Origin of the sequence: Sinorhizobium terangae, assembly GCF_009601505.1 — a bacterium.
GTDB lineage: Bacteria > Pseudomonadota > Alphaproteobacteria > Rhizobiales > Rhizobiaceae > Sinorhizobium > Sinorhizobium terangae.
The window spans coordinates 78305-101344 of record NZ_WITC01000026.1; the positions used below are offsets into that span (position 1 = coordinate 78305).

Sequence of the window (23040 nt, forward strand, 5' to 3'; positions counted from 1 at the left end):
ATGTCAGAGGAAGAAGAACAGGGCGGCCGGATATTCTTTTCGAATGTCGGCCGCAGCATGGAACTCGAGGACGAGATCCGGCTGACCAGCGTCGGCATCGACATTGGTTCGTCGACCTCTCACCTTGCCTTTTCGCGTATCGTGCTCGAGCGGCTCGATACGCGATACATGGTGGTCGAGCGCACGCTGCTGCATCAGTCCGAGGTCTTGCTGACGCCTTATGCGGGCGACAACGAGATCGATGCGGAGGCACTCGGCGCGTTTATTGCCGAGCAATACGAGGCAGCCGGTCTCAAGCCGGAAGCGATCGACACCGGTGCTCTCATCCTGACCGGCGTCGCGGTCCGCCGCCGCAATGCCCGCGCGATCGGCGAGATCTTTTCCGCCCAGACCGGAAAGTTCGTCGTCGTCAGCGCCGGAGATGGGCTGGAAACGACGCTCGCCGCCTTCGGCTCGGGCGCGGTTGCGCGTTCCGGCAAAGGCGAGCGGGTGCTGAATGTCGATATCGGCGGCGGCACGTCCAAGCTCGCGCTCTGCGAAAACGGCGCGATCCGGAATATCAGCGCCATCGATGTCGGCGCGCGCGTCATCGCCTTCGACGCCGATCGTCGCATCACGCGGATCGAAGAGGCAGGCTACTATTTTGCGCGTCGCGCGGGGGTCGCAGTCAACCTCGGCGCCATATTGACGGCCGAGGATGCTCAACGCATCGCCGCGTCGATGGTCGACGTGCTGTTCGAGGCCATGCAGGGGGGCGAGATGCGGCGGCAAACCACTGACCTCCATCGGTTGCCTCCTTTGCCGGCCGGTCCGACGCCCGACGTCGTGATGATCTCGGGCGGTGTTTCCGAATTCCTCTATGCGGATGCGGAACAGGATTTCAGCGATCTCGGTCCCCTTCTTGCCTTGGAACTTCGGCAGCGCCTGGCGAACTGGTCTCCGCGGCTGGAGCGGCCCCAACAGGGCATCCGCGCAACCGTCGTCGGCGCCTCGCAATATACGGTGCAGGTGAGCGGCAGCACGATCTTCGTCGATCCGCTCGACATGCTGCCGGTGCGCAACGTGCCGGTCATCAAGCCGGCGCTCGTCTTCGATGAAGAGATCGATGCGGCCGCCATCGCCGAAGCGGTGCGGGAGAGCCTGGCGCGGCTCGATCTCAGCGATGGCGAGAGTGCGGTGGCCGTCTGTTACGAATGGGAAGGCTCGGCGAGCTATCGGCGCCTCGCCGGTTTCTGTCGCGGCATTGTGGAAGGCCTGGCGCCGATCCTTCAAGGCGGTCATCCGCTGATCCTCGTCGGTGAAGGCGATATCGGTGGCCTTGTCGGAATGCACTGCAAACAGGAGGCCGGCATCTCGAAACTCGTCTCCATCGACGGCATCAAGCTCGACGAGTTCGATTTCATCGACATCGGCGCCATGCTCGAAACGTCCGGCGCCGTACCGGTGGTGATCAAGTCGCTGGTCTTCCCGAGCCTCGGTCTCGGCCATGAAGCTTTCGACCGCGACTGAGCGCAGCAATCAACCGCTGTCTACGCCTGACGCGAAGCCTCGGAGGCTTCGCGGCATTTGCCGTTCAGTGGCCTGTCACCATGGCCGCGAGTGCGGCCGCGTCCTCCGGCGCCTGGTTCCCACGCCAGACGACATGCATATCGGGGCGCACGAGGATGAGATTGTAGCCATAGATATCGCGCGCCCTCTGCTCCGCAATATCGATCGTCCCGAACGGCACGCCACGAGTGCGAAAAGCCTTGCCGAGAGCGCCGTCGTCGGCGCCCGTGCCACCGAGCCTCAGCAACGTATAGCCTTGGCCGATGCGGTCCTGCACCGGCTCGCCGTTGTCGAGCCACAGATGCGGCAGCCGGGCGCCGGGCCAGGTAGTCGGATGGTACTCGCGGAAGAGGTGTTCCGGTCCTCCGGGCTCATCGGTGATGACAGGAGAGCCGACATAGCGATAACCGAGCTCGGCACCGATCATCTCGTTTGTCTTGCGCTGCTCGACGTCTGCGACACGCGCGAGATTGTCGCGCGTCGCCTGGCCCGCCGGCGTCGCGTCGCGGATATCCGGCCGGTACTCAGAGCGCCACTTGCGTCGGCCGAGCGAGGCATAGCGCGAGGCGCCGACGTTCCGATCACCCACCTGCCGTCGCTCGATCTCGTAGGAGCGCAGCAGGTTGGGTCCGCCCCAGCCCTGCAGCACCGCCGCAAGCTTCCAGCCGAGATCGACGGCGTCACCGACGCCGGTGTTCATGCCAAGGCCACCGGTCGGGATCACGAGGTGCGCCGCGTCTCCCGCGAGAAAGACCCGTCCGGCGCCGTAGTGATCCGCAAGAAGCAGGTTCTGCTTCCACTGCCCGACATAGAGCATCGTATAGTCGAGCGGCGCACCGACGGCCTTCTCGAACTGCTGGGTCATATCCTCGTCGCGTTCGACGACGGCATGCAGCGTCCAGTGCTTGGTCGAATCCTGCATGATGAGGAACGTCGCCTGCCCGTCGGCGACATGATAGTGCCGCCCGCGCCCGGGACCGTCCCCGATCGGAATGCGGTCATAGAGCGTCTCGCTGTAATAGAGCGCCTGGCGCAGGTGCAGAAGGTTGCCCTCGCCGCGCAGTTTGATGCCGAGTTGCTTGCGTACGGGGCTCCCGCCGCCGTCGCAACCGACCAGGTACTTGGCGCGGAAATGCTCGATCGCACCCGTCGCATCCGCGGTCCGTACCGTCACGCCGCCTTCGTCCTGTTCGAGCGACAGGAATTCGCAGCCATAACGCACGGTGACGCTCGGCAGGCTCTCGGCGACCGATTTCAGCAGCGGCTCCAGCGTATATTGCGAAATGAGTTGATAGGCTTCGAGCGGCTGCGAGGCATCTGTGCTCCGCGCGATCTCCGCCAGGGACTCGGCAACCGACGGATAAGGCAGGCGCAACAGCGGCGGTTCGTTCATCGCCAGCACGACATAAACGTCCATCGGGATCGAGACATCGAGGCCGGCCGCCCTGATCCGCTCGGAAAGCCCCATGCGCCGGAATATCTCCATCGTACGCGCGTTGCAGCGCTCCATCTTCGGCAAGAACTCCGGCGCCGCCTTCTTCTCGATCAGCGTGCAGCGCACGCCCCTTTGGCCGAGATCGATCGCAAGCGTCAGCCCGACAGGTCCGGCACCGACAATAAGGACATCCGTTTCGCGCATGCTAAGATTCCATCACCATTTGTTGACGACCCAACCGGACCTAGCGAACTCGCCCCGCTCATAGCCAGGATGCCGGAAGCGCTGTTTGATAGGGATGCTGACTTGTACTTTCAGATTATTTCATTCGTCAAATGGAAAATCATAAAATCTCATATTACGAGAAATAGTGAGATTCTGCTGGACATTCCAATCGCGTTTGGCGCATGGTGCGTTCGCTGATGCCGCAGGGCTCGCATGAGGTGGGAGGAACGGGTGACGAAAAAGATCGAGCTGACGCTCGCCTGCGGCGATTACGAGATCGTGCGGGCACTGAAAGAGGGAGACGTACGGCCGGACGGGATCGAAATGACGATCCTGACCGAGATGGATTCGACGACGCGTCACTGGCGTTTTCTGAGGAACGGCGAATTCGACGTTGCCGAGGTGTCGCTGTCGTCCTACATCGCCGCGAAGACACGGGGTCTGCCCTTCGCGGCAATCCCGGTCTTCCTGCATCGCCGCTTCCGACACGGCTTCATCTTCACCAACACCCGAAGCGGAATCCGCGAACCGAAGGATCTGATCGGCCGCAAGGTCGGCGTGAAGAGCTATCTCGTCACCGCGACGCTCTGGCTGCGCGGAGTTCTCGAAAGCGAGTACGGCGTCCCGCACAAATCGATCGATTGGTATGCCGAACTCGACGAGGATGTCGATTTCACGCCGCCGGAAGGGCTCCGGCTTCACCGCCTGCCCGACGACAAGTCGGTCGAACAGATGCTGCTCGACGGCGAGATCGACGCGCTCCTCCATCCCGACCTGATCGAGCCCATCGTTAGGCGCGATCCCCGCGTCGGCCGGCTCTTCCCCGACTACAAGCGGGAGGAGATCGCCTATTACAAGCGGACCGGCATTTTCCCCATCATGCATGTTCTCGGCATTCGGCCCGAGATTGTCGAGCGCCATCCGTGGGTGCCGATCAATCTCTATCAAGCGTTCAACGAGGCGAAACGCATCGCCATGCGGCGAATGGAAAACCCGCGCATCGTGCCGCTCGCCTGGTACCGCGAAGCCTGGGAGGAGCAGCAGGAAATTCTCGGCGACGATCCGTGGGCCTACGGGCTCGACGGCCAGAACCGCAAGACGCTCGAAACCGTTGTCGGCTATGCCCACGAACAGGGCCTGATCGATCGCAAGGTGCCGCTCTCCGAGCTTTTCCTCGACGTGTCTCAGGGTCGCAAGCGGGGGGACAAGCACCGTGTGTAGCGCCTGCGACCTGCAAGACCCGGGCGGAGCAGCCCTCCCGAGCGGTAATCCTTTCCTGTGCAATGAGCCATCGGAGCAAAAGACGATGCATGAGGACGTGAAACAGAGAATGGTCGAGGCCGGCAAGATCCTCGAACAGGCCGGACAGGGCGACTGGACGCGCGGCCATATCTCCGTGCGCGTGCCGGATGCGCCGGATCGCTTCTACATGAAGGCCTCGAAGATCGGCCTTGAGGAAATCACGCTCGACAACCTCATCACCGTCGGCCTCGACGGCGAGAAGATCGCCGGTGATCTCGGCCGCCACAACGAGGTCTACATCCATTCGGAGGTGCTGAAGGCGCGGTCCGACATCAATGCCGTGGTCCACACGCATGCGCCCTACGCCGTCAGCTTCTCCGCACTCGGCAAGCCATTGCAGGCGATCGGCCATGCCGGGTCGATCTTCTCGGAAGGGCTGCCCGTCTTTTCCGAGACGACCGAGCTGATCACCACGGCCGAACGCGGCCGCGCGGTTGCCGCGACACTCGGCGGCCACGGCGCCATGCTGCTCCAGAACCACGGCATCGTCACCGCCGCCGCCAGCATCGAACAGGCGATCTACCTAGCGCTTTCGCTCGAAACCGCCTGCATGATGCAGCTTTGGGTCGAGGCGGCGGGCGGCGCCAAGGCGCTCGGCAAGCCGGAGGATATCAAGGCGAAGCGCCGGCACATGTTCCGCGAAGAAATGTTCAAGGCCACTTTCGCCTATCTCGTCCGGCGCCTGAAGCGCGGCTGATCATCGGCACCCACCAGCAAATCGCACCAAGAGGAAGACGATGCACTACATCGATGCGTTCAATCACTTTTTCCCGAAAGCGCTGTGGCAAAGGATCCAACAGCTCGACGGGGCCGGCAAGGACATCGGCCGCAGGATGCAGGGCATCCCCTGTATCTACGACCTGGAGGCTCGCTTCCGCGTCATGGACGAGTTCAGGGACTATACGCAGATCCTTTCGCTCGGCATGCCGCCGCTCGAAGCCATGGGCGGTCCGGAACTGGCAACCGAGTTTGCCAAGCTCGGCAATGACGGCCTGGCGGAACTCGTCGAGAAGCACCCGGAGCGGTTCGCCGGCTTCGTCGCCGCACTCCCGATGAACGCTCCCGAAGCGGCCGTCAGGGAAGCCGAGCGCGCCTTCACCGAACTCGGCGCGAACGGCCTGCAGATCCACACCAACGTCAACGGCGCGCCGCTCGACGAGGAGCGCTTTTTTCCGATCTTCGAAGCCGCTGCCCGCCACGGCAAGCCTGTGCTGCTCCACCCGTCCCGGACCTCGTCCATGCCGGACTATGCGACGGAGGACAAATCGAAATACGAGATCTGGTGGACCTTCGGCTGGCCCTACGAGACCAGCGCTGCCATGGCCCGCCTCGTCTTTTCCGGCTTCATGGACCGGCTTCCGGCTCTCAAGGTTCTCGCCCATCACATGGGGGCAATGGTCCCCTATTTCGAAGGGCGTGTCGGTCCCGGCTGGGACCAGCTCGGCAAGCGGACCTCGGACGAGGACCTGTCGCTCGTGCTCAAGCGGCTGAAGAAGCGCCCGCTCGACTATTTCAAGGATTTCTATGCCGACACCGCAGTATTCGGCTCGCGCGCGGCGACGCTCTGCGGTCTCGAATTCTACGGCAGCGACCGCATCCTCTTTGCGTCCGACTCGCCATTCGATCCGGAAAAGGGCCCGGGCTATATCCGCGACACGCTGAGAATCCTGAACAGCCTCGACCTGCCCAAGGAGGATCTCGAAAAGCTCTGTTTCCGCAATGCTCAGGCGCTGTTCGGGCTTTCCCCGCATTGAAGTTTGGGGGCAGTCGACGCCGGCGATGGGTGCGCCCCGCCGGCGTCGACAGCGCAAGACGTTATCACCCGTACCGATCATCGAACGCGAACCGGCCTAATAAATACGACAATTTGGTGAGTTCACCATTTACTTCGACCGGAATGCGCAGAATATTAGCATCTTGGCAAATGGGAGGAAGCTTTTCGGACCCTCTCGTTACATCCGCCCGAACGGCTTCCGACCCTTGACCACAAGGGAGGACCAACATGAGGCGAGTTCTACTGTACGCGGCGTCGGTCGCGGCGTTATCTCTTTGCGCCCAAAACAGCTTTGCCCAATCCGGCAGCGTCGAAAAGGCAGTCGGCGGCTACAACTTCGATGAAGCGGCCAAGGAAGCGCCAGAAACGAAGAATTTCCATTCGGCCGACGGCCATCTGACTTTTGCCATCGTCACCCACACGGCCGGCAACGGCTTCTTCGATCCGGTCTATGTCGGGGCCAAGGTCGCCGGCAACATGATCGGCGCCAACATCCTGTTGCTCGGCTCCGAGTCGCCGGTGGACGATCCCGCCCGCGAAATCGAGATCCTGAACCAGATCGTGCAGGATCCGACGATCGACGGGATCATCATGACGACGCCGCAGGCCGGGGCCTATAACGACATCGTCAAGGCCGCCGAGGCCTCAGGCATTCCGGTCGCCACGACCAATTCCTTCGACGGCACGATCGTTAACCGCAGCAGCATCAGCCATACCGGCCAGGACGCTTCGGCTGCCGCGATCGGCGGTGAGGCGCTGGCCAAATGCGTGCTCGACAGCGGCGCCACGTCCGGGTCGATTCTGCTGCCGTCGTCGACCGCGATGGGCAATATCGAGGTCAACAACCGCGTTACCGCCGCCTTCAACGCAATCGTCAAGACGCTGAAGGATGCCGGCAAGCTCGACACCTTCAAGGTCGATGCCGGTCCGGAGAACGTCGGCATCGATACAAACCCGAACGATCCGGTCAACGCGCTTGTGTCGCTTTTCGAGTCGCGCGGTGACGTGGTCGGCGCCTTTACCGCCAACAACGTCTTCACACCGCCGCTGGTCAAGGCCGTTGAACAGAAGGGGTGGACAAACAAGTTCTGCGCCTTTGGTTTCGACCTTGGTCCGGCCCAGCAGGAAGGCATCGCTGCCGGCAACCTGACCGGCTCGCTCGGGCAGCAACCGTTCCTGCAGGGCTTCTGGCCGGTGATGCAGCTTTACCTGCAGATCGACCGTGGCATCTCGGCCGCCAATCTCGACACACGCGCCCAGCTCGTGACGAAGGATACGGTCGCGAAGGTCGGCAAGCGCTTCGAGAACTGAGGCTGCACTGCATGTTTCCTCATCCGAACTAAAGGTAAAAACATGCAGCGATTCAAAGTGCTACAGCCGCTTCTTTGCGCGTCTGATAAGGCGCGCGGCGCTGTAGGAGCATTTGTGCAATGGCGGGAGGGTGCGTCTCTCCCGCCTCCGTTGGCAAGGACCGACCGATAGGGACCCTATGGCGCTCACGACGACGACATCGCTCGGCCGTGCACCACCGCAGCTTTTCGGCGGCTGGGAAGTTGGTCTCCTGATCTTCCTCGCCCTGCTCTATTTCGGTGGGGCGCTTGTCAATCCGGCCTTCTTCGGGTCGACAGGGGCCCTTCACGCGCTTTTGCGTGACACGTCCCGCGTCGGGATCATCGCGGTCGGAATGACCTTCGTCATCGCCAACAAGGATCTCGACCTGTCAGTCGGCTCGACCTACGGGCTGATCGCCGTGATTTTTGCCCGGCTCTTCGCGCCGAGCTTTCTTGATCTCGATATCGCAACGTCGGTGATCCTCTGCGTGCTCCTCGGCACCCTGATCGGACTCGTCAACGGCACACTCGTCACGATCCTCAAGGTGCCGGCATTCATCGCCACATTGACGATGCTTTTCATCGGCCGCGGCTTCGTGCTGGCACTGACGCACGGCCAGGCGATCTATTACTCAGGCAAAGCAAAGGATTACCCGCTCTTCTTCCACCTCGGTGAGAGCAACGTCCTCGGCTTCAACAACCAGATCGTCATCTTCGCTGTTGTCGCCGTGGTCGGTGCGCTTGTGCTCGGCAAGACCCGCTGGGGCTACGAGACCTTCGCCACCGGCGGCAACGAACAGGCGGCGATCTATGCCGGCATCCCGACCAGTTGGGTGCGCATCCGGGCCTATCTGATCTCGTCGCTCTCGGCGACCCTTGCAGCACTGCTCTCGGCCGCTCAGGACAAGGGCGTGACGCCTCTCTACGGCGTTACCTGGGAGCTTACCGTCATCGCCTCCGTCATCATTGGCGGGGCGTCGATCCTTGGTGGGCGCGGCCGCGTGATCGGCTCCTGCCTCGGCACCGCCGTGGTCGTGCTGATCGACAAAGTGCTGCGCGAGGGCTGGTCGATCACGCGAACCGTCGTGATCGACGGCGAGAGCATCGCCGTCAATGCCCGATACACCTTGCCGGCGGGCGCTGTACTCGTGTTCCTCGGGCTCCTGCTCGTCATCGCCGTGCTGATCGAGCCTCATCTCATTCGTCGTCAGCTTGCTGGCCGGTTCTGGGCGTGGCTGCGCGGCCAGCCGCCGCCGCCGGCCTACGAGATCGGCGGCGTGGCATTGGAGGGCGTCCAGACCAAGGGAGCGATGGCGACCGACATTGAAGTGTCGGCGACGGCGTTCGGCCGCTTCTTCGCCCGCCGGGATGCGCTCGCCATCATCCTGGCTGTGCTCCTGTGGCTGACGGGTGTTGCCTTGCGTCCCGACTACTGGTGGCACCTCTCCAATACTTTCGCAATCCTGCTCAATTATACCGAACTGGCACTGATCACGGTCGGGCTCGTCTATGTCATCGCCGCCGGCGACATCGATCTTTCGGTCGGCGCGGTGCTCGCGCTCGCCGGCAGCACGGCGGCCTATTTCCTGAAGGTGCTCGGCGCCGATCCCGTCACCGCCGTGACGATGGGTCTTCTAGCGGGTATGGCGGCCGGCCTCGTCAATGCCGTCGTTACCGTCGGTTTCAAGCTGCCGGCCTTCATCGCCACGCTCGGCATGTTCTACATCGCCCGCGGCCTCGCCGCCTGGTTCGTCGCCGGCCAGCAGTTGACGGGCTGGCCCGAGGGCTACAACCTGCTGGGCCGCAAGGTAAACGACATTCTCCTCCACATGCGGATCGTGCTGCCGGAAGGGTTGTTGCGCGCAATCGCCCAGGTCGTGAGCGTGCAAACGATCTGGATGCTCCTCGTCGCGCTCGTCGCCGGCGTCGTCCTTGCCTACACACCGTTCGGCCAGAAGGTTTATGCCACCGGCGGCAACATCCGCGCCGCCGCCTATGCCGGCATCAACACCAATCGGGTGCGCTTCCTTTCGCTTCTTCTGGCCGCTCTCTGCGCGACCATGGCCGGGATCATCAACGTCGCCTATTTCCGCAGCTTCAACCCGGTCGCCGGCCAGTTCCGTGAGCTCGATGCGATCGCCGCGGTCATCATCGGTGGCGGTTCGATCTTCGGGGGCTACGGCACGATGATCGGCGCGCTCGCCGGCGCGGCCGTGATCACGCTCGTGCGGGCGCTGTTGCAACTGAATGTGCAGGGCTTCAGCATGCCGCAGCATTGGATCAACGTCTTCATTGGCGGCATCCTGATCATCGCGGTGCTGGTCGACATCTGGGTCCGCCAGGCCAACCTGTTTGGCCGCTTGCGCGAGCGCATGGCGCGCCAGCGAGCGCCGGAGACCAGCCATGCCTGATACCCCCAGAAGTCCTCCGCTCGTAGAGATGCGCGGCATCGAAAAGGCCTTCGGTGCGGTGCAGGCGCTCCGCAGCGTCGATCTCGTGCTCTACCCGGGCGAAATCCTCGGCCTCGTCGGCGACAACTCGGCCGGCAAGTCGACGCTGATGAAGATCCTGACCGGCGCCTATCAACGTGACGCGGGCGAGATTCTCGTTGCCGGCGAGCAGGTCTATTTCAAGAGCCCGCATGAAAGCCGCGCGGCGGGCATCGAGATGATCTACCAGGACTTCGCCCTTTGCGGAAACATGGACGTCGGCCAGAATATCTTTCTCGGTCGCTGGCCGCGGCGTGGGCTCTTCGTCGACCGGCGGCGCATGTATGCGGAAGCCGACAGCGTGTTAAAGCGCCTCAAGGTGGACGTGAACTCGGTCTATCAGAAGGTCGAGAGCCTGTCGGGTGGCCGCCAGCAATCGGTGGCGATCGCCCGAGCGATCTCGTTCGAGCCGCGCGTGGTGATCCTCGACGAACCGACAGCCAACCTCTCGGTGATGGCGACCGAGCGGCTGCTTGAGACCATGCTCGAACTGAAGCGGCAGGGTGTCGCCCAGATCATCATCTCCCACCGCCTCGTCGACATTTTCGCCGTCGGCGATCGCGTCATGGTGCTGAAGCGCGGCGAATATGTCGGCGACCGCTACATCAAGAACACCGACGAGCACGAGGTGCTGGAGATCATCGTTTCGGGGACGCGCGAGCAGGCGATCACGGCTGATCGGGCAAGAAACGCCTGAATGCTCATCGACGTCATGGCCTCGATTCCCGCGTCAGGAAATGGAGATTGCCGGCGAGTTCGGAGACGACAAGCCGCCGCTCGTCCCAGACAAGGACCGCCACCGGTCGTGTCAGGCCCTCGAGAACGGTCTGCCGGGTGCCCGTCGTCTTATCGAGTTTGAGCAATCGGCCGCTGCCCTTCAGAAAACCTTCCTTCTGCTCATAGCGGCCATGTTCGAGGACGAGCATGCCGCCATCCGTCTCGAAGGCGATCGCCACCGGCGCGTTCAGGCCCTCGATATCGACCCTCGGCGACGCTGCTCCGCCTGTCTCTGGAGCTGACACGACCTTTCCCGCGCCGTCGAGGAAGGGAAATCCACCGAACAGCGCGACATGAATGCGCCCGTCGCGAAGGGCGATGCCGGTCGGCACCGCATCGACTTCGTAGCTCTCGTCCGTGAACTCCGTCGGCGAAAGTTGCTGCAATGCCGTCGTTTCCTGCTTCAGGCGGCGAAAGGTCATGAGCGTTTGCTTGCGACCATCCGCCTGCATGCGTTCGACACTGTTTCGCGCCGAGTCGATGACGTAATAGGTTCCATTCACGACGGCGAAGTCGAAAGGGTTCCAGAAATCGCTGCTGATAACGCGGGTGTTGCCGTCGTCACCGATCGCCACCAGGGCATGGTCAAGCGGGCCTTCGCCGGCATCGACCGGCGTCCACCCTTGAGCCACGACAAGAGCATCGCCAACGCGCACGACGCGGTAGGGGCCGGTCGGGTCGCCGATCACGTCGAGGCCGTGAGGAAAAGCCGGACCGAAGGCGACAAGCTCACCATTGGCCTCGCGCCGCTGGAGCCGGCCACTGGCAAGATCGGTGACGAGCAGTGTCTCCCCGTCGCGCGAAAGGCCGGAAAAAGCCGCGCCCGGTTTGCTGACGGTTTCCAGCCTATAGCCGGGGGCGACCACGGGATCGGCGGCGGCCCCGGCTGCGAGGAACAGAAGACCGGTCGCCGTGATCAGGGTTCGGAGCGAACGCATCGGAAGCCGCCATTGGCTGCAAATCGGAATTCCGGATCATAGGCGAGGCGATAGGTCGTGGTAAGGTGGCTCGGATCGCTGTTCCAGGAGCCGCCGCGAAGTACGCGGTATTGCCCGGCGCTCTCTCCCGAGGCATTGCCCTCGTAAGGTGCGTAGATGTCGCTCGTCCACTCCCAGACATTGCCGACGAGATTGAGGACGCCTTCTTCGCTTGCACCATCGGTAAAGGCATCCGCCGGCGCCGTCATCGGATAGCCGTCGCGCGCGTCGCCGGAACAGCAGTCGTCGGTGCCAAAATTCGCCGGCACCACGTTACCATGCTCGCCCCACGGAAACGCCGCTCCGTTTGCCCCCCGCGCGGCTCTCTCATATTGCCGCTCCGACGGCAAAGATAGGCCGTAGTGACGGCAGAAGGCTGTCGCGTCTCCCCAACTCACGCCGACCACCGGCCTGTCATCCAGCCCGAGCGCGGGGTGATTGGCGTAGAAGGCCGAGCGATGACCGGTTTCCTCGACGAAGCGGCGATATTGGCGATTGGTGATCTCCGTGCGGTTGATGGCGAAGGCCTGTCCGTCGAGCACGCGGCGCGGCCGCTCGTTCTCGGGACCATCGTCGCGACCGAACACAAACGGACCGGCGGGAATGCCGATCAGCGGATTGCCGGCGATCGGTCCGGCATCGGCGGCAGCCGCGTGAGGTGTGAAAGCAAGGAGGAGTGCCGCGGCGCAAAGATCAGACATCGACACGGGCTTGTGTCTCCCCGTCGAACAGAAACACCCGATCCGCCGCGACCTTGACGCCGATCCGCTGGTCGATCTGGCCGGCAAAATTCTTGTCGGCCCGAAGCGTCATGAGTTTTGCGCCGAGCCGCAGGCTGACGAGGGTACTGTCGCCGGTGAGTTCGACAGAGTAGATCGGCGCAACCAGATTGACGTCGGGATCGTCGGCGCGAGCGGCATGGACGTCCTCCGCGCGGACGCCGAGAACGGCGCGCGCAAGGCTCACGCGGCCGAGCCCCCCGACCCTCAGACCAGCACTCACAAAAACGCCGTCCCGTACCTCCCCCGGGATGAGGTTCATCGAAGGCGAGCCGATAAAACCGGCAACGAAAAGCGTGCGCGGATCGTTGTAGATTTCCCTCGGCGTCCCAAGCTGCTCGATCACGCCCTTGTTCATAACGGCGACGCGGTCGGCGAGCGTCATCGCCTCTATCTGGTCATGGGTGACATAGATCGTCGTGACCTTGAGTTCATGCTGAAGATGCTTCAGCTCCGAACGCATCTGGGTGCGGAGCTTGGCATCGAGATTGGAAAGCGGCTCGTCCATCAGGAAGACGCGCGGCGTGCGCACGATCGCACGGGCAAGCGCCACGCGCTGCCGCTGGCCGCCGGAAAGCTCCTTGGGAAGACGGGACAACAGCGTGTCGAGCTCGACACGCCGTGCCACCTCGACAATCCGCTGCTTGCTTTCGGCCGGCGGAACTTTGCGGATTTTCAGCGGATAGCCGATATTCTGCTCGACGGTCAGGTGCGGATAGAGCGCATAGGACTGGAACACCATCGCCACGTCACGATACTTGGGCAGCACGCCGTTGATGCGGTCGGCGTCGATGTAGATGTCGCCCGACGTCGCCTCCTCGAGCCCCGCGACCATGCGCATGGTCGTCGTCTTGCCGCAGCCGGAAGGACCGAGCAGGACGAGGAACTCCCTGTCCCTGATCTCGAGGTTAAAATCCGTGATTGCAACGAACTCGCCGAACTTCTTCGAGACGTTCTTGAAGGTGACCGACGCCATGGCTCAACCCTTGACAGCCCCAAGGGAGAGCCCCCGGACAAGATGCTTTTGGACGATGAAGGCGAAGATGACGATCGGCACGCAGGCCATGAAACCGGCGGCGCTGATCTCGCCCCAATAGGTGTTGTACTGTGTCACCCGCCCGGCAATGCCGATCGGCAGCGTCTGCGACTGCTCGGTCAGTGTAATGATGAGGGACAGCAGGAACTCGTTCCATGAAATGATCAGGCAGAAGATGGCGGTCGCGGCAAGCCCCGGCCGGGCAAGCGGCAAGGCCACATGGAGGAAGGCGCCCCAGCGGGTGTCGCCGTCGACGACCGCGGCCTCCTCCAGTTCGACCGGGAGGTCCTGGAAATAGCTCTTCATCATCCAGGTCGCAAACGGCAGGTTGAAGGCGGTGTAGGCGATCACGAGCGCCGACTTCGTGTTCAGCATGTCGAAGTAGTTGAAGAACAGGTAGAGCGGAATGATGCTGACGATCGGCGGCATCATGCGTGTCGAAAGAATCCAGAACGAGATCTGCTTGCGCCACTGCCACGGATAATTGAACCGCGCCAGGGCATAACCCGCCATGGTGCCGAAAACCACCGAGACGATCGTCGTCCCGACCGCGACGAGGAAGCTGTTCAGCGCGTAGCGCAGGAAAGGACGCTGGATGAAGGCCTCGTTGTAATGCTTCAACGTCGGGTTGCGCGGCAGCCATTCCGGTGGCACGGCGAAAATGTCGATGTCGAACTTGAAGGAATTGGCGGCGATCCAATAGATCGGGAAGAGCGTCAGGATCAATGCGACCACGATCGCGAGATAGGCCGTGAGACGCGTGAGCACCTCTCTCGTACGGCTGCGTCTATGGAGGGTTCTCGTCGCCATCGTCTTCAATCCGCCAGCCGCATTCGTTTCATGAACCAGGTGCTGAGAACGATCGTCACGAACAGCACGAACAGCGATATCGCGGCCGCATAGCCGGGGTCGGCGAAACGGTAAGCGACCTGATAGATGTAAAGACTCAGCACCTTGGTGCGATCGGCCGGACCTCCACCGGTCAGGATGAAGACCAGGTCGAAGAGGCGCAGCGCATCCATGACCCGCAGCAGCAGCGCGATGGCGATCACCGGCTTCAGGAAGGGAAGCGTCAGGTCCCAGAACTGTCGCCAGGACGAAGCGCCGTCGAGCGCGGCCGCCTCGTAGGGCTCCACCGGCAGGCTCGCCAGGCCCGCGAGCATCAGGAGAAATATGAACGGAGTCCACTGCCAGACGTCGGCAACAATGATCGAGAACATCGCGAGGTTCACGTCGCCCGCCCATGCCTGCAAGGGAAGACCGAGGCGGTACATGATTTCGTTCAGTACGCCGAATTGCGGCTCGTAGATCAGCTTCCAGGTGATGGCGACCGCAATCGGCGGCAGCATCATCGGGATCATCAGCACGGTTTTCAGAAACGTCAGCCGGCGGATGAACTTGTCGAGTAGCAGGGCGAGGCCGAGGCCGAGCAGAAATTCGACCGTGACTGCCACCACGGTAAAGACGATGGTGTTGCGGAGCGCGACATGAAACTGCGCGTCCGAAAGCAGCCGTGCAAAATTGCCCGTACCGACGAACTCCCACGGCAGATCGGGGTTCGGGCTGATCCTGTGAACCGCCGCATAGAACATGTAGAGGCTCGGGAAGATCGTCAGCGCCAGCAATATCGAAACTGTCGGCGCAAGCATCAGGTAGCGCAGATGGCGCTCTGCCCACCGCTCCAGCCCGCCACCTGGTTGAGACTGTGCGGTCAATGTGCCGTCCGCGGATTTCAACATCCGTCTCTCCTGCAGACCTCTTATCGACCTCGAATCCCGACGCGAACGGGGCCCGAAAGCCCCGCTCGTGAGAACTCCGGCTATTTGAGGCCGGTGATCTGCTCGACCGCCGCCTGCGCGTTCTTCAGCGCCTCCTCCGGCGTGATGGTGCCGGCGACCGCCTTCGAGAGTTCGATCCCAAAGGCATTTTCGATCTCCGGCCATTTCGGATGGCGCGGACGCGGGGTCGAAGCCTGGATCGCCTCCATCAGCACCGGATAGTGCCGGAATTTCTCCTGCTTGGTCAGTTCAGGATCGGTGAAAACCGAGGCCCGGACGGGCGGATTGCCGCGCTCGGCGGAAATCTTGATCTGCTCGGGCGACGTTGCCCAAAGCATGAAGTCGAAGGCTTCCTGCTTGTTCTTCGATGCCGACATGATGCCCATGGTCCAATGGCCGATTTCCGAACTGCCCGGCTTCGTTCCGGCTGGAATAGCAGTATAGGAGATCTTGCCAACCATCTTCGACTGGCTCGGATCCTCAAAGGTCGCGACCCAGTTCGGCCAGTTGATCGACGAAGCGGAGGTCCCTGCGGCAAGCGCCGTGCCGACCTCGTTGGCGTTGTAGCTCTCGACCCCCTTCGGCGAGACATCGCGCAACGCCATGAACATCTTCATGGCGGCGGCACCTTCCGGCGTGTCGATCGTGACCTTGCTCCGATCGGCATTGAAGAGATCGGCGCCATAGGACCAGAAGATAGGCATGAAATCGGCAACGACCGGGTTGCCCTGCCCACCGCGGAAAACATAGCCGAAATAGCGGCCGCCGCCGTCTTCGGTCAGCTTTTTGCTCGCCTTCAGCACGTCGTCCCAGGTTTTCGGGGCGTCAACGCCGGCTTCCTTGTACTTGGCGGCGTCATAGAAGAACATCTGCGCATTTCCCACATAGGGCAGGCAGACATAGGGCCCGGAATTGTAGGGGTTGCGGCAGATCGCCAGCGACTTCGACAGGAAATCGTTGTCCGGTCCTTCCAGTCCGGCCTTCTTGAAGTAGGGCGTCAGGTCCTCCAGATGCCCGTTTTCGGCAAAAAACGGAATCCAAGGATCGTCCATCAGGATGATATCGAAGACCCCGGACTTGGTGGCGCCGGCATTGGCCCCTTGTTCGAAAACGTTGGCATAGGGCGCCTGGACGGTCTCCACCTTGGTGCCCTTCATCTTCGCGTAGTCTGCGGCCGCGGCTCTCAGGCCGTCGCCTTCGCTGCCGGATGGCACGAGGACCGTGATATCGGCCCATGCGGCACCGCTGATCGCGAGCGCGGACGCCGCGGCAGCCAAGGTGAGAAACAGTTTACGAACCATCATACACCTCCCATTCCGAGTTGTTATTCAGAGGCCGCTTTTTCGAAAGGGGGACCCCACCCTATCCGGCATGACGGAGACGCTGCTTCGAAGCGCGTTACGGCAGATTGAAAATTTCCGGCGCCTCCCTAAGCCGGAATTGCTCCCGAGTATAATTTTATCACACTGCGCGCTTTCCTCATAAGCACAACATTAGCGACAACTTAGATGACACCTTACGCAATTAGGAGGTCGCGGGGGGCCGATCTTCGGGTTGACGGCATTCGACTCTCCATGTCCCGATCAACATGTCGAGAAAGCGCTCGGCGGCGGGAGAGAGCGTCCCGCCCCGACGCCTAACGACGCCGATCGTTCGGGAAATTTCGGGAGTGCGGATCGGTCGGGTTACGAGGAAGGGGTGATCGCCCTGCGGCGTGGCCATTTGCGGTAGCACGGAAATACCGAGACCGGCTTCGACGAGCCCCAGCGAGGTCGAAAGATGCGTGACCTCGTAGAACCAGCGCAGCTTGATGTTGGATCGCGCAAGCGCGGCGTCGAGCAGCGTTCTGTTGCCGCTCGACCGGTGCACAGTGATCAGCCGGAACGGTTCCAGATCGCTCCAGCCAACCTCTTGCCTGCCGGCGAGTGGATGGTCCTTGCGTGCCGCGAGCACGAAGGGATCTTCCACCAGCCGATCGAAGATCAGGTCGGGGTCGGAGGTGCCCATGATGTTGATGCCGAATTCGACCTCGCCCCGCGCCACCGCCTGCAGGCCGTCGGTCGCCGGAAGGTCGAGAATTCGAAACCGGATGTTTGGATACTCGGCATTGAATTGCCTGATGACAGTGGGAAGAAAGTAGAAGGCCGCCGTCGGCAGGCACGCGATCGTCACCAGGCCGCTTCGTTGCACACCGACGTCCCTGACGGCAAAGAGCGACCCATCGAATTCCTCGAGCATGCGACGCACCAGCGGTATCAGCTCCGTTCCGAGTGCCGTTGGCGAGACATGCCGCGTCGTGCGCTCCAGCAGGGGCGCACCGATTGCCATCTCCAGCTTCTGGATGCGGCGGCTCAGGGCCGGTTGCGAAACATTGAGCGCCTCTGCCGCCCTGTGGAAGCCTTCCAGTTCCACCACGCTCAGAAATGCCCTCAGGTCGAGGATCTCGCAATTGATGCTCATATCGGATCAATACTCCAAAAATTTGCATTTCACATATCAATCGTGCTGCCGCTAAATGCAATAAAGCCGATCATTGATACGGCGTAAACATAAGTCTCGTGGATTTTGGCGATGAACGACCTGATTTCCGTACCCTGCGTCTTGATGAGAGGCGGCACCTCCAAAGGTCCGTTCTTTCTCGCGTCGGATCTGCCGGCGGACCAGGCCGAGCGGGACCAGATCCTGCTTTCGGTGATGGGCTCGGGCCATCCCCTGCAGATAGACGGCATCGGTGGCGGCAATCCGGTCACCAGCAAAGTCGCAATCATCGGTCCCCCCACCGTCCCCGGCGCCGACGTCGATTATCTTTTTGCGCAGGTGCGCGTCGATCAGCAGATGGTCGACACCTCGCCGAACTGCGGCAATATGCTCGCCGCCGTCGGCCCCTTCTCGATCGAAGCAGGATTAGTTTTAGCGCGAGGCGCAACGACCGTCGTCCGTATTCACAATGTGAACACCGGCAAGCTGATCGAGGCAGAGGTTCCGACGCCGGACGGCAGGGTCGCCTATCTTGGCGACGCATCGATCGACGGTGTCCCCGGCAAGGCCGCACCAATCGCGCTGACATTCATGGACGCGGCCGGAGCGCGGACCGGAAAATTGTTCCCGACCGGACAATCCCTCGAATACATCGACGGCATCGCGGTGACCTGCATCGACTGCGCCATGCCCATGGTCCTTTTTGATGCGGAGGCGATCGGCGCAACGGGAAACGAAACGGCCGCAGAACTCAATGCCGACAAGGCTGCGCTCGGCCGGATCGAAGCGTTAAGGATGGAGGCCGGCCGGCGCATGGGCATGGGCGACGTAAGCGATCAGGTCACCCCGAAGCCAGTGTTGGTCAGCAAGTCCAAGGGCAACGGCGACATCAATGTTCGGTACTTCATGCCGCACCAATGTCATCCCTCGCTTGCCACCACGGGCGCCGTCGGAATAGCCACGGCCTGCATCGCCAAGAACACCGTGGCTTCCCGGTTGACCGGCGTGCGCGCGCCACCGCTTGTACTGTCGATCGAACACCCAAGCGGCCACCTCGATGTGAAGCTGCAAGAGAGGGACGGAAAGATCGTCGCCGGCATCTTGCGAACCGCGCGACGCCTGTTCGAGGGGCAGGTTTTCGCGAAGCCTACCAAGCGCCTGTTTTGCGCGGCATAATTTGAAGTGGCTGCCGGGAGGGCGCCACGTAACCTGGAGGAACAATCATGCGTAAGCTCATGCTCGCCCTCGCGGCCACCGTTGCGTTTGCCGGATCCGCCTTTGCGGAACCGGTTCGCATCAGCGTCGGCTCGTACAATCTCAACAATCTTCCCTTTCCCGTCGCTCAGGGTCTCGGGCTTTACGAGCAGGAAGGTCTTGAGGTGACCGTCGAGAACTTTGCCTCCGGTGGCTCGAAAACGTTGCAGGCGCTGGTAGCCGGGTCGACCGACGTTGCTGTAGGCTTCTACGACCACACGATTCAGATGCAGTCACAGAACAAGGCCGTCGTCGGCTTCGTACAACTCGCGCGCAACTCCGGCCTTGTCCTTGCCGGCGGCAAGAATGCCACCTTTGACCCGGCAAAGCCGGAAACCATCAAGGGTGCGAAGATCGGCATCACTTCGCCCGGATCGTCCTCCGATTTCTTCGTTCGCTACTATCTGCAGCGTCACAATCTGTCGGCGGATGACGTTTCGCTGATCGGCGTCGGCTCCGGCTCTGCTGCCGTCGCCGCGCTCGAACAGGGCAAGATCGATCTGCTCGTCAACTACGATCCGGCGGCGACCTTCATCGAAGCCAAGGGCGTCGGCAAGATCCTCGTCGATGCGCGCAGCGACAAAGGCGCCAAGGAAATCTACGGCGGGACCTATCCCACCTCCGTCCTCTATGCCACCCAAGACTACATCGACGAGAACCCCGAGACGATCCAAAAGGTCACGAATGCGACTGTCAAGGCGCTGCAGTGGATGAACAATCACTCGGCCGAGGAGATCGTCGAGAAGCTCCCGAAAGAATTCATTTCGGGCGATAGAGAAACCTACATAAAAGCCGTCGAGAACGCGAAGGCGATCTTCTCGACCGACGGCCGCTTCAACGACGAGGACGTCAAGACGCCGCTCGCCGTTCTCAAGAGCTTCAACGAGAAGGTCGCGGCGGCGGATATCGATCTATCGAAAACCTATACCAACGACTTCGTCGGCAAAGCGCCGCACGATGTCGCGAACTGATGAGGAGGAAGCCATGTCGCTGGCTGTCGTGAAACCCGTGCCGCATGCTGTCGGCGGGCAAACGCCCAAGGCGATGGTGTCGATCGATGCGGTCACCATGTCATTCGGCGCCTATGTCGCCGTTCAGGATGTCAATCTCACGGTTGCCGATGGCGAATTTCTCGCGATCGTCGGCCCGACCGGCTGCGGCAAAAGCACAATCCTCAACGCGATCGCCGGCCTCCTGAAGCCTGCGGCCGGTACGGTCTCGATCGACGGTGCGGCGGTCAAAGGCGTCCAGAACGCTATCGGATATCTCTTCCAGCAGGATGCGCTGCTTCCGTGGAAAACGGCGTTGGAAAACGTCGAGCTGGGTCCGATGTTCAAGGGCGTTGACGCTTCCGAGCGTCGTGAGCGATCCATCGCCTGGCTCGCCAAGGTCGGTCTCAAGGGTTTCGAGCACCGCTATCCGCATCAGTTGTCGGGTGGCCAGCGCAAACGCGTCCAGATGGCCCAGGCGCTGATTACCGGCCCAAAGGTCATTCTGATGGACGAGCCGTTCTCGGCGCTCGATATCCACACGCGTCATCTGATGCAGAATGAACTCTTGCGCCTGTGGCAGGAGGAGCGGCGCGCCGTCGTGATGATCACACATGACCTCGAAGAGGCCATCGCGCTCGGTGACCGCGTCGTGGTTCTGGCGGCCGGGCCGCGCAGTCGCGTCATCGACAGCTTCACGGTCGACCTCGACCGGCCGCGCGATGTGGCGGAAATCAAGCTCGATCCACGCTTCATGGATCTTTATCGCAACATCTGGGCGTCACTGCGCGGCGAAGTGGAGAAAAGCTATGAACGCCATGACTGAACGTTTGATCCAGCTCTGCCTCCTGACCGTCATTCTCGGCGGCTGGCAACTTGGCGTCGCTGCCGGTGTGATCGATGTCTTTTTCTTCCCGCCACCGGTCGACATCTTCAACCAGGTCATATCCTGGGTGACCGACACCGATTTCTATCGCCATGTGACGATCACGCTGACAGAGACCGTGCTCGGTTATCTCATCGGCACAGGCCTTGGCGTCGCTGCCGGCGTCTGGCTCGGACTTAGCCGCAGGACGGCTCGCATTCTCGATCCATTCATCAAGGGTCTGAACGCGATCCCGCGCGTCGTCCTCGCGCCGATCTTCGTGCTGTGGCTCGGCCTCGGCCTCTGGTCGAAGGTGGCACTCGCCGTAACGCTCGTCTTCTTCGTCACGTTCTTCAACGCCATGCAGGGCGTGCGTGAGGTGAACCCGGTCGTTCTGTCGAATGCCCGCATTCTCGGGGCAAAGCGGTCGGACCTTTTGCGCCACGTCTATTTTCCGGCCGCGGCAAGCTGGATCCTGTCCTCGCTGCGCACCTCCGTCGGCTTCGCGGTCGTTGGCGCCATCATCGGTGAGTATCTCGGCGCCTCTGCCGGTCTCGGCTACCTGATCGCTCAGGCCGAAGGAAACTTCGATGCAGTCGGCGTATTTGCCGGCATCATCATACTGGCAATCTTCGTGCTGATCATCGACAGCCTTCTCGACGTGGTCGAAAAAAGGCTGATCAAATGGCGGCCGAGCGCTGGCGAGCGTCCCGCCTGAAGCAAACTCCGTAAGCCGGAAACAGGGCCTCCCGAAACGGAGGCCCTGTTGCTTTCGCGCGAGTGTCCGACCGCGCCGTCACCTCCGCCCCACATCAATTCAGCGGCAGTCGGCGCGCATTCCACTCGCTTTTCGGCACTGCGCCACCGATGGCAAAACTGAAGGAAACCACCGATGTCGCCTCGGCGTCGACCTCGCATTTGAAGTCGACGTTGTACCAGTTCGCCTTGCTCCGGTAGGCGCTGCCTATGGCGGTAACCGCCGAAGTCGAAATAGTTCCGGCGCGGGCGAGCATATCCGGGAAAGTACCCGGCCTCTGGTTGCGGATCTGCTCCAGCGCCTCGATGCTGCAGATCTGCGCGACGCGTGCCTTGACGGGGAGCTTGCCGAGCGCCTGCTTGATGCGCGGGTTCGACAGCGCATTTGGCGAAAAGAGTTCTTTCGCCGGCACGAGCTCGTCGGATTTCTGTTCGACTTTGGCGCCTGCCGGCTCCGAGGACTGCTGTTTCTCCGCCGTTTCCGGCAGTGGCTTTTGCGCGGGAACCGGCACGCTTTCAAGGGACGCCGCTTCCGCCTCGCCCTCTTGGGTCGCCGCATCCGGTTGCGGTGTCGCCAGCACCGGCGGCGCCGGTTTGGGCTCAGGCATTTCGCGCGCGGTCTCTGTCGCCGGTGCCGTCGGCCTCGGCTGTTCGACGACTTTCGGAACGTCCTGTGCGTCACTCGGGCCTTGCGGCGGCCGCTGCGCTTCCTTTACTTCGGCGCGCACTGACCCGGATTCGAAGACCTGCGGCTGCGCGGCGGATGGGGTGGCGGTTGATTTCGCAGGCTCCGTCTGCGGCTTTTCTGCCGGCTTCGGGGACGGCGGCGGAACCAGTTCGACCTTGACGCTCTGCTCTTTCGCCGGTTCCGGCGTTGCTTCGGGCAGCTGGAAAAGCAACAGGAACGCGACGGTCAGATGCAGGGCAACCGACGTCGGCATGCCCCATCCGATCTCTCTCTTCGGCGCGTTGGCGAACTGTTGCATTGCTCAAAAGACAGCGGGCTGCACGGGCGGAGGCCAGGCAGGACGAGGCAGTTTCTCATCCCGTTCCAGCCTGTAACGGTCATCGTCAAATAAGGACTCGCGTGGCCGTGAACAAGCGGAAAGTCCCGACGCGTCTCCCACGCTCCGGCCGACGGTCTCTCATCACGACTTCGTGGCTTCGGGCCTCGGCCGTCGCGGTTCATGATCTCGCCGGATGTCACGCGTACAGTTTCGCGTGCCTCTGTCAATTGCCCAGCGCGG

At 62.1% G+C, this 23040-nt stretch carries 20 protein-coding genes; 11 read left to right on the plus strand and 9 right to left on the minus strand.

Annotation, left to right across the window (positions count from 1 at the left end):
* On the plus strand, positions 1–1509 hold the full coding sequence (locus GHK62_RS05215) for an ethanolamine ammonia-lyase reactivating factor EutA (protein ID WP_153437257.1): 1509 nt from the start codon (positions 1–3) through the stop codon (positions 1507–1509).
* Positions 1510–1573: 64 nt separating this feature from the next.
* Here GHK62_RS05215 and GHK62_RS05220 read toward each other — a convergent pair whose 3' ends face one another.
* Positions 1574–3187 (minus strand): FAD-dependent monooxygenase, encoded by a 1614-nt coding sequence (locus tag GHK62_RS05220; protein WP_153437258.1) that lies wholly within the window; start codon positions 3185–3187, stop codon positions 1574–1576.
* A gap of 252 nt (positions 3188–3439) precedes the next feature.
* Between GHK62_RS05220 and GHK62_RS05225 the strand changes: the two genes are divergently transcribed.
* The 6 genes from GHK62_RS05225 (at position 3440) to GHK62_RS05250 (ending at position 10801) form a co-directional block, all read left to right on the plus strand.
* Positions 3440–4429 carry an ABC transporter substrate-binding protein gene (locus GHK62_RS05225; protein WP_167528156.1) on the plus strand — a complete coding sequence of 330 codons (990 nt, stop codon included), beginning with the start codon at positions 3440–3442 and terminating at the stop codon, positions 4427–4429.
* A gap of 85 nt (positions 4430–4514) precedes the next feature.
* Positions 4515–5207, plus strand: coding sequence for a class II aldolase/adducin family protein (locus GHK62_RS05230; RefSeq protein ID WP_153437260.1), 693 nt, complete (start codon positions 4515–4517; stop codon positions 5205–5207).
* A 40-nt stretch (positions 5208–5247) separates the two neighbouring features.
* Complete coding sequence (locus GHK62_RS05235) at positions 5248–6264, plus strand: amidohydrolase family protein (RefSeq protein WP_153437261.1); 1017 nt, start codon at positions 5248–5250, stop codon at positions 6262–6264.
* 248 nt (positions 6265–6512) lie between these two features.
* Positions 6513–7595 (plus strand): substrate-binding domain-containing protein, encoded by a 1083-nt coding sequence (locus GHK62_RS05240; protein ID WP_153437262.1) that lies wholly within the window; start codon positions 6513–6515, stop codon positions 7593–7595.
* Positions 7596–7773: 178 nt separating this feature from the next.
* The gene (locus GHK62_RS05245) at positions 7774–10026 is read left to right on the plus strand and encodes an ABC transporter permease (protein WP_153437263.1); all 2253 of its coding nucleotides are present in this window, start codon (positions 7774–7776) and stop codon (positions 10024–10026) included.
* A complete protein-coding gene (locus tag GHK62_RS05250; protein ID WP_153437264.1) occupies positions 10019–10801 on the plus strand; it encodes an ATP-binding cassette domain-containing protein in 783 nt (260 codons plus the stop codon). Before GHK62_RS05245 ends, GHK62_RS05250 begins: the two co-directional genes overlap by 8 nt.
* A 13-nt stretch (positions 10802–10814) precedes the next feature.
* Here the strand turns inward: GHK62_RS05250 and GHK62_RS05255 are convergent, their stop codons facing one another.
* The 7 genes from GHK62_RS05255 to GHK62_RS05285 form a co-directional block, all read right to left on the minus strand.
* A complete protein-coding gene (locus GHK62_RS05255) occupies positions 10815–11819 on the minus strand; it encodes a ScyD/ScyE family protein (RefSeq protein WP_153437265.1) in 1005 nt (334 codons plus the stop codon).
* Positions 11798–12559, minus strand: a complete 762-nt coding sequence (locus GHK62_RS05260; RefSeq protein WP_153437321.1) for a formylglycine-generating enzyme family protein — start codon at positions 12557–12559, stop codon at positions 11798–11800. Before GHK62_RS05260 ends, GHK62_RS05255 begins: the two co-directional genes overlap by 22 nt.
* Positions 12552–13613 carry an ABC transporter ATP-binding protein gene (locus GHK62_RS05265; protein ID WP_153437266.1) on the minus strand — a complete coding sequence of 354 codons (1062 nt, stop codon included), beginning with the start codon at positions 13611–13613 and terminating at the stop codon, positions 12552–12554. Before GHK62_RS05265 ends, GHK62_RS05260 begins: the two co-directional genes overlap by 8 nt.
* Before the next feature lie 3 nt (positions 13614–13616).
* Entirely contained in the window at positions 13617–14483 is an 867-nt protein-coding gene (locus GHK62_RS05270) for a carbohydrate ABC transporter permease (protein ID WP_153437267.1), read from the minus strand.
* 5 nt (positions 14484–14488) lie between these two features.
* Positions 14489–15412, minus strand: a complete 924-nt coding sequence (locus tag GHK62_RS05275) for a carbohydrate ABC transporter permease (RefSeq protein ID WP_153437268.1) — start codon at positions 15410–15412, stop codon at positions 14489–14491.
* Positions 15413–15492: 80 nt separating this feature from the next.
* Complete coding sequence (locus GHK62_RS05280) at positions 15493–16752, minus strand: ABC transporter substrate-binding protein (protein WP_153437269.1); 1260 nt, start codon at positions 16750–16752, stop codon at positions 15493–15495.
* Positions 16753–16975: 223 nt separating this feature from the next.
* Positions 16976–17911, minus strand: a complete 936-nt coding sequence (locus GHK62_RS05285; protein ID WP_153437270.1) for a LysR family transcriptional regulator — start codon at positions 17909–17911, stop codon at positions 16976–16978.
* Positions 17912–18022: 111 nt separating this feature from the next.
* Between GHK62_RS05285 and GHK62_RS05290 the strand changes: the two genes are divergently transcribed.
* The 4 genes from GHK62_RS05290 to GHK62_RS05305 are packed head-to-tail and all read left to right on the plus strand — an operon-like array spanning position 18023 to position 21755.
* The gene (locus tag GHK62_RS05290; RefSeq protein WP_153437271.1) at positions 18023–19105 is read left to right on the plus strand and encodes a 4-oxalomesaconate tautomerase; all 1083 of its coding nucleotides are present in this window, start codon (positions 18023–18025) and stop codon (positions 19103–19105) included.
* 47 nt (positions 19106–19152) lie between these two features.
* Positions 19153–20154, plus strand: coding sequence for an ABC transporter substrate-binding protein (locus GHK62_RS05295; protein ID WP_153437272.1), 1002 nt, complete (start codon positions 19153–19155; stop codon positions 20152–20154).
* A 13-nt stretch (positions 20155–20167) separates the two neighbouring features.
* Positions 20168–20998: an ABC transporter ATP-binding protein gene (locus GHK62_RS05300; RefSeq protein ID WP_153437273.1), complete on the plus strand. Its 831-nt coding sequence runs from the start codon at positions 20168–20170 to the stop codon at positions 20996–20998.
* Positions 20982–21755 carry an ABC transporter permease gene (locus tag GHK62_RS05305; RefSeq protein ID WP_153437274.1) on the plus strand — a complete coding sequence of 258 codons (774 nt, stop codon included), beginning with the start codon at positions 20982–20984 and terminating at the stop codon, positions 21753–21755. Before GHK62_RS05300 ends, GHK62_RS05305 begins: the two co-directional genes overlap by 17 nt.
* Before the next feature lie 94 nt (positions 21756–21849).
* Here GHK62_RS05305 and GHK62_RS05310 read toward each other — a convergent pair whose 3' ends face one another.
* The gene (locus GHK62_RS05310; RefSeq protein ID WP_234886775.1) at positions 21850–22734 is read right to left on the minus strand and encodes a DUF930 domain-containing protein; all 885 of its coding nucleotides are present in this window, start codon (positions 22732–22734) and stop codon (positions 21850–21852) included.
* Positions 22735–23040: the final 306 nt, after the last annotated feature.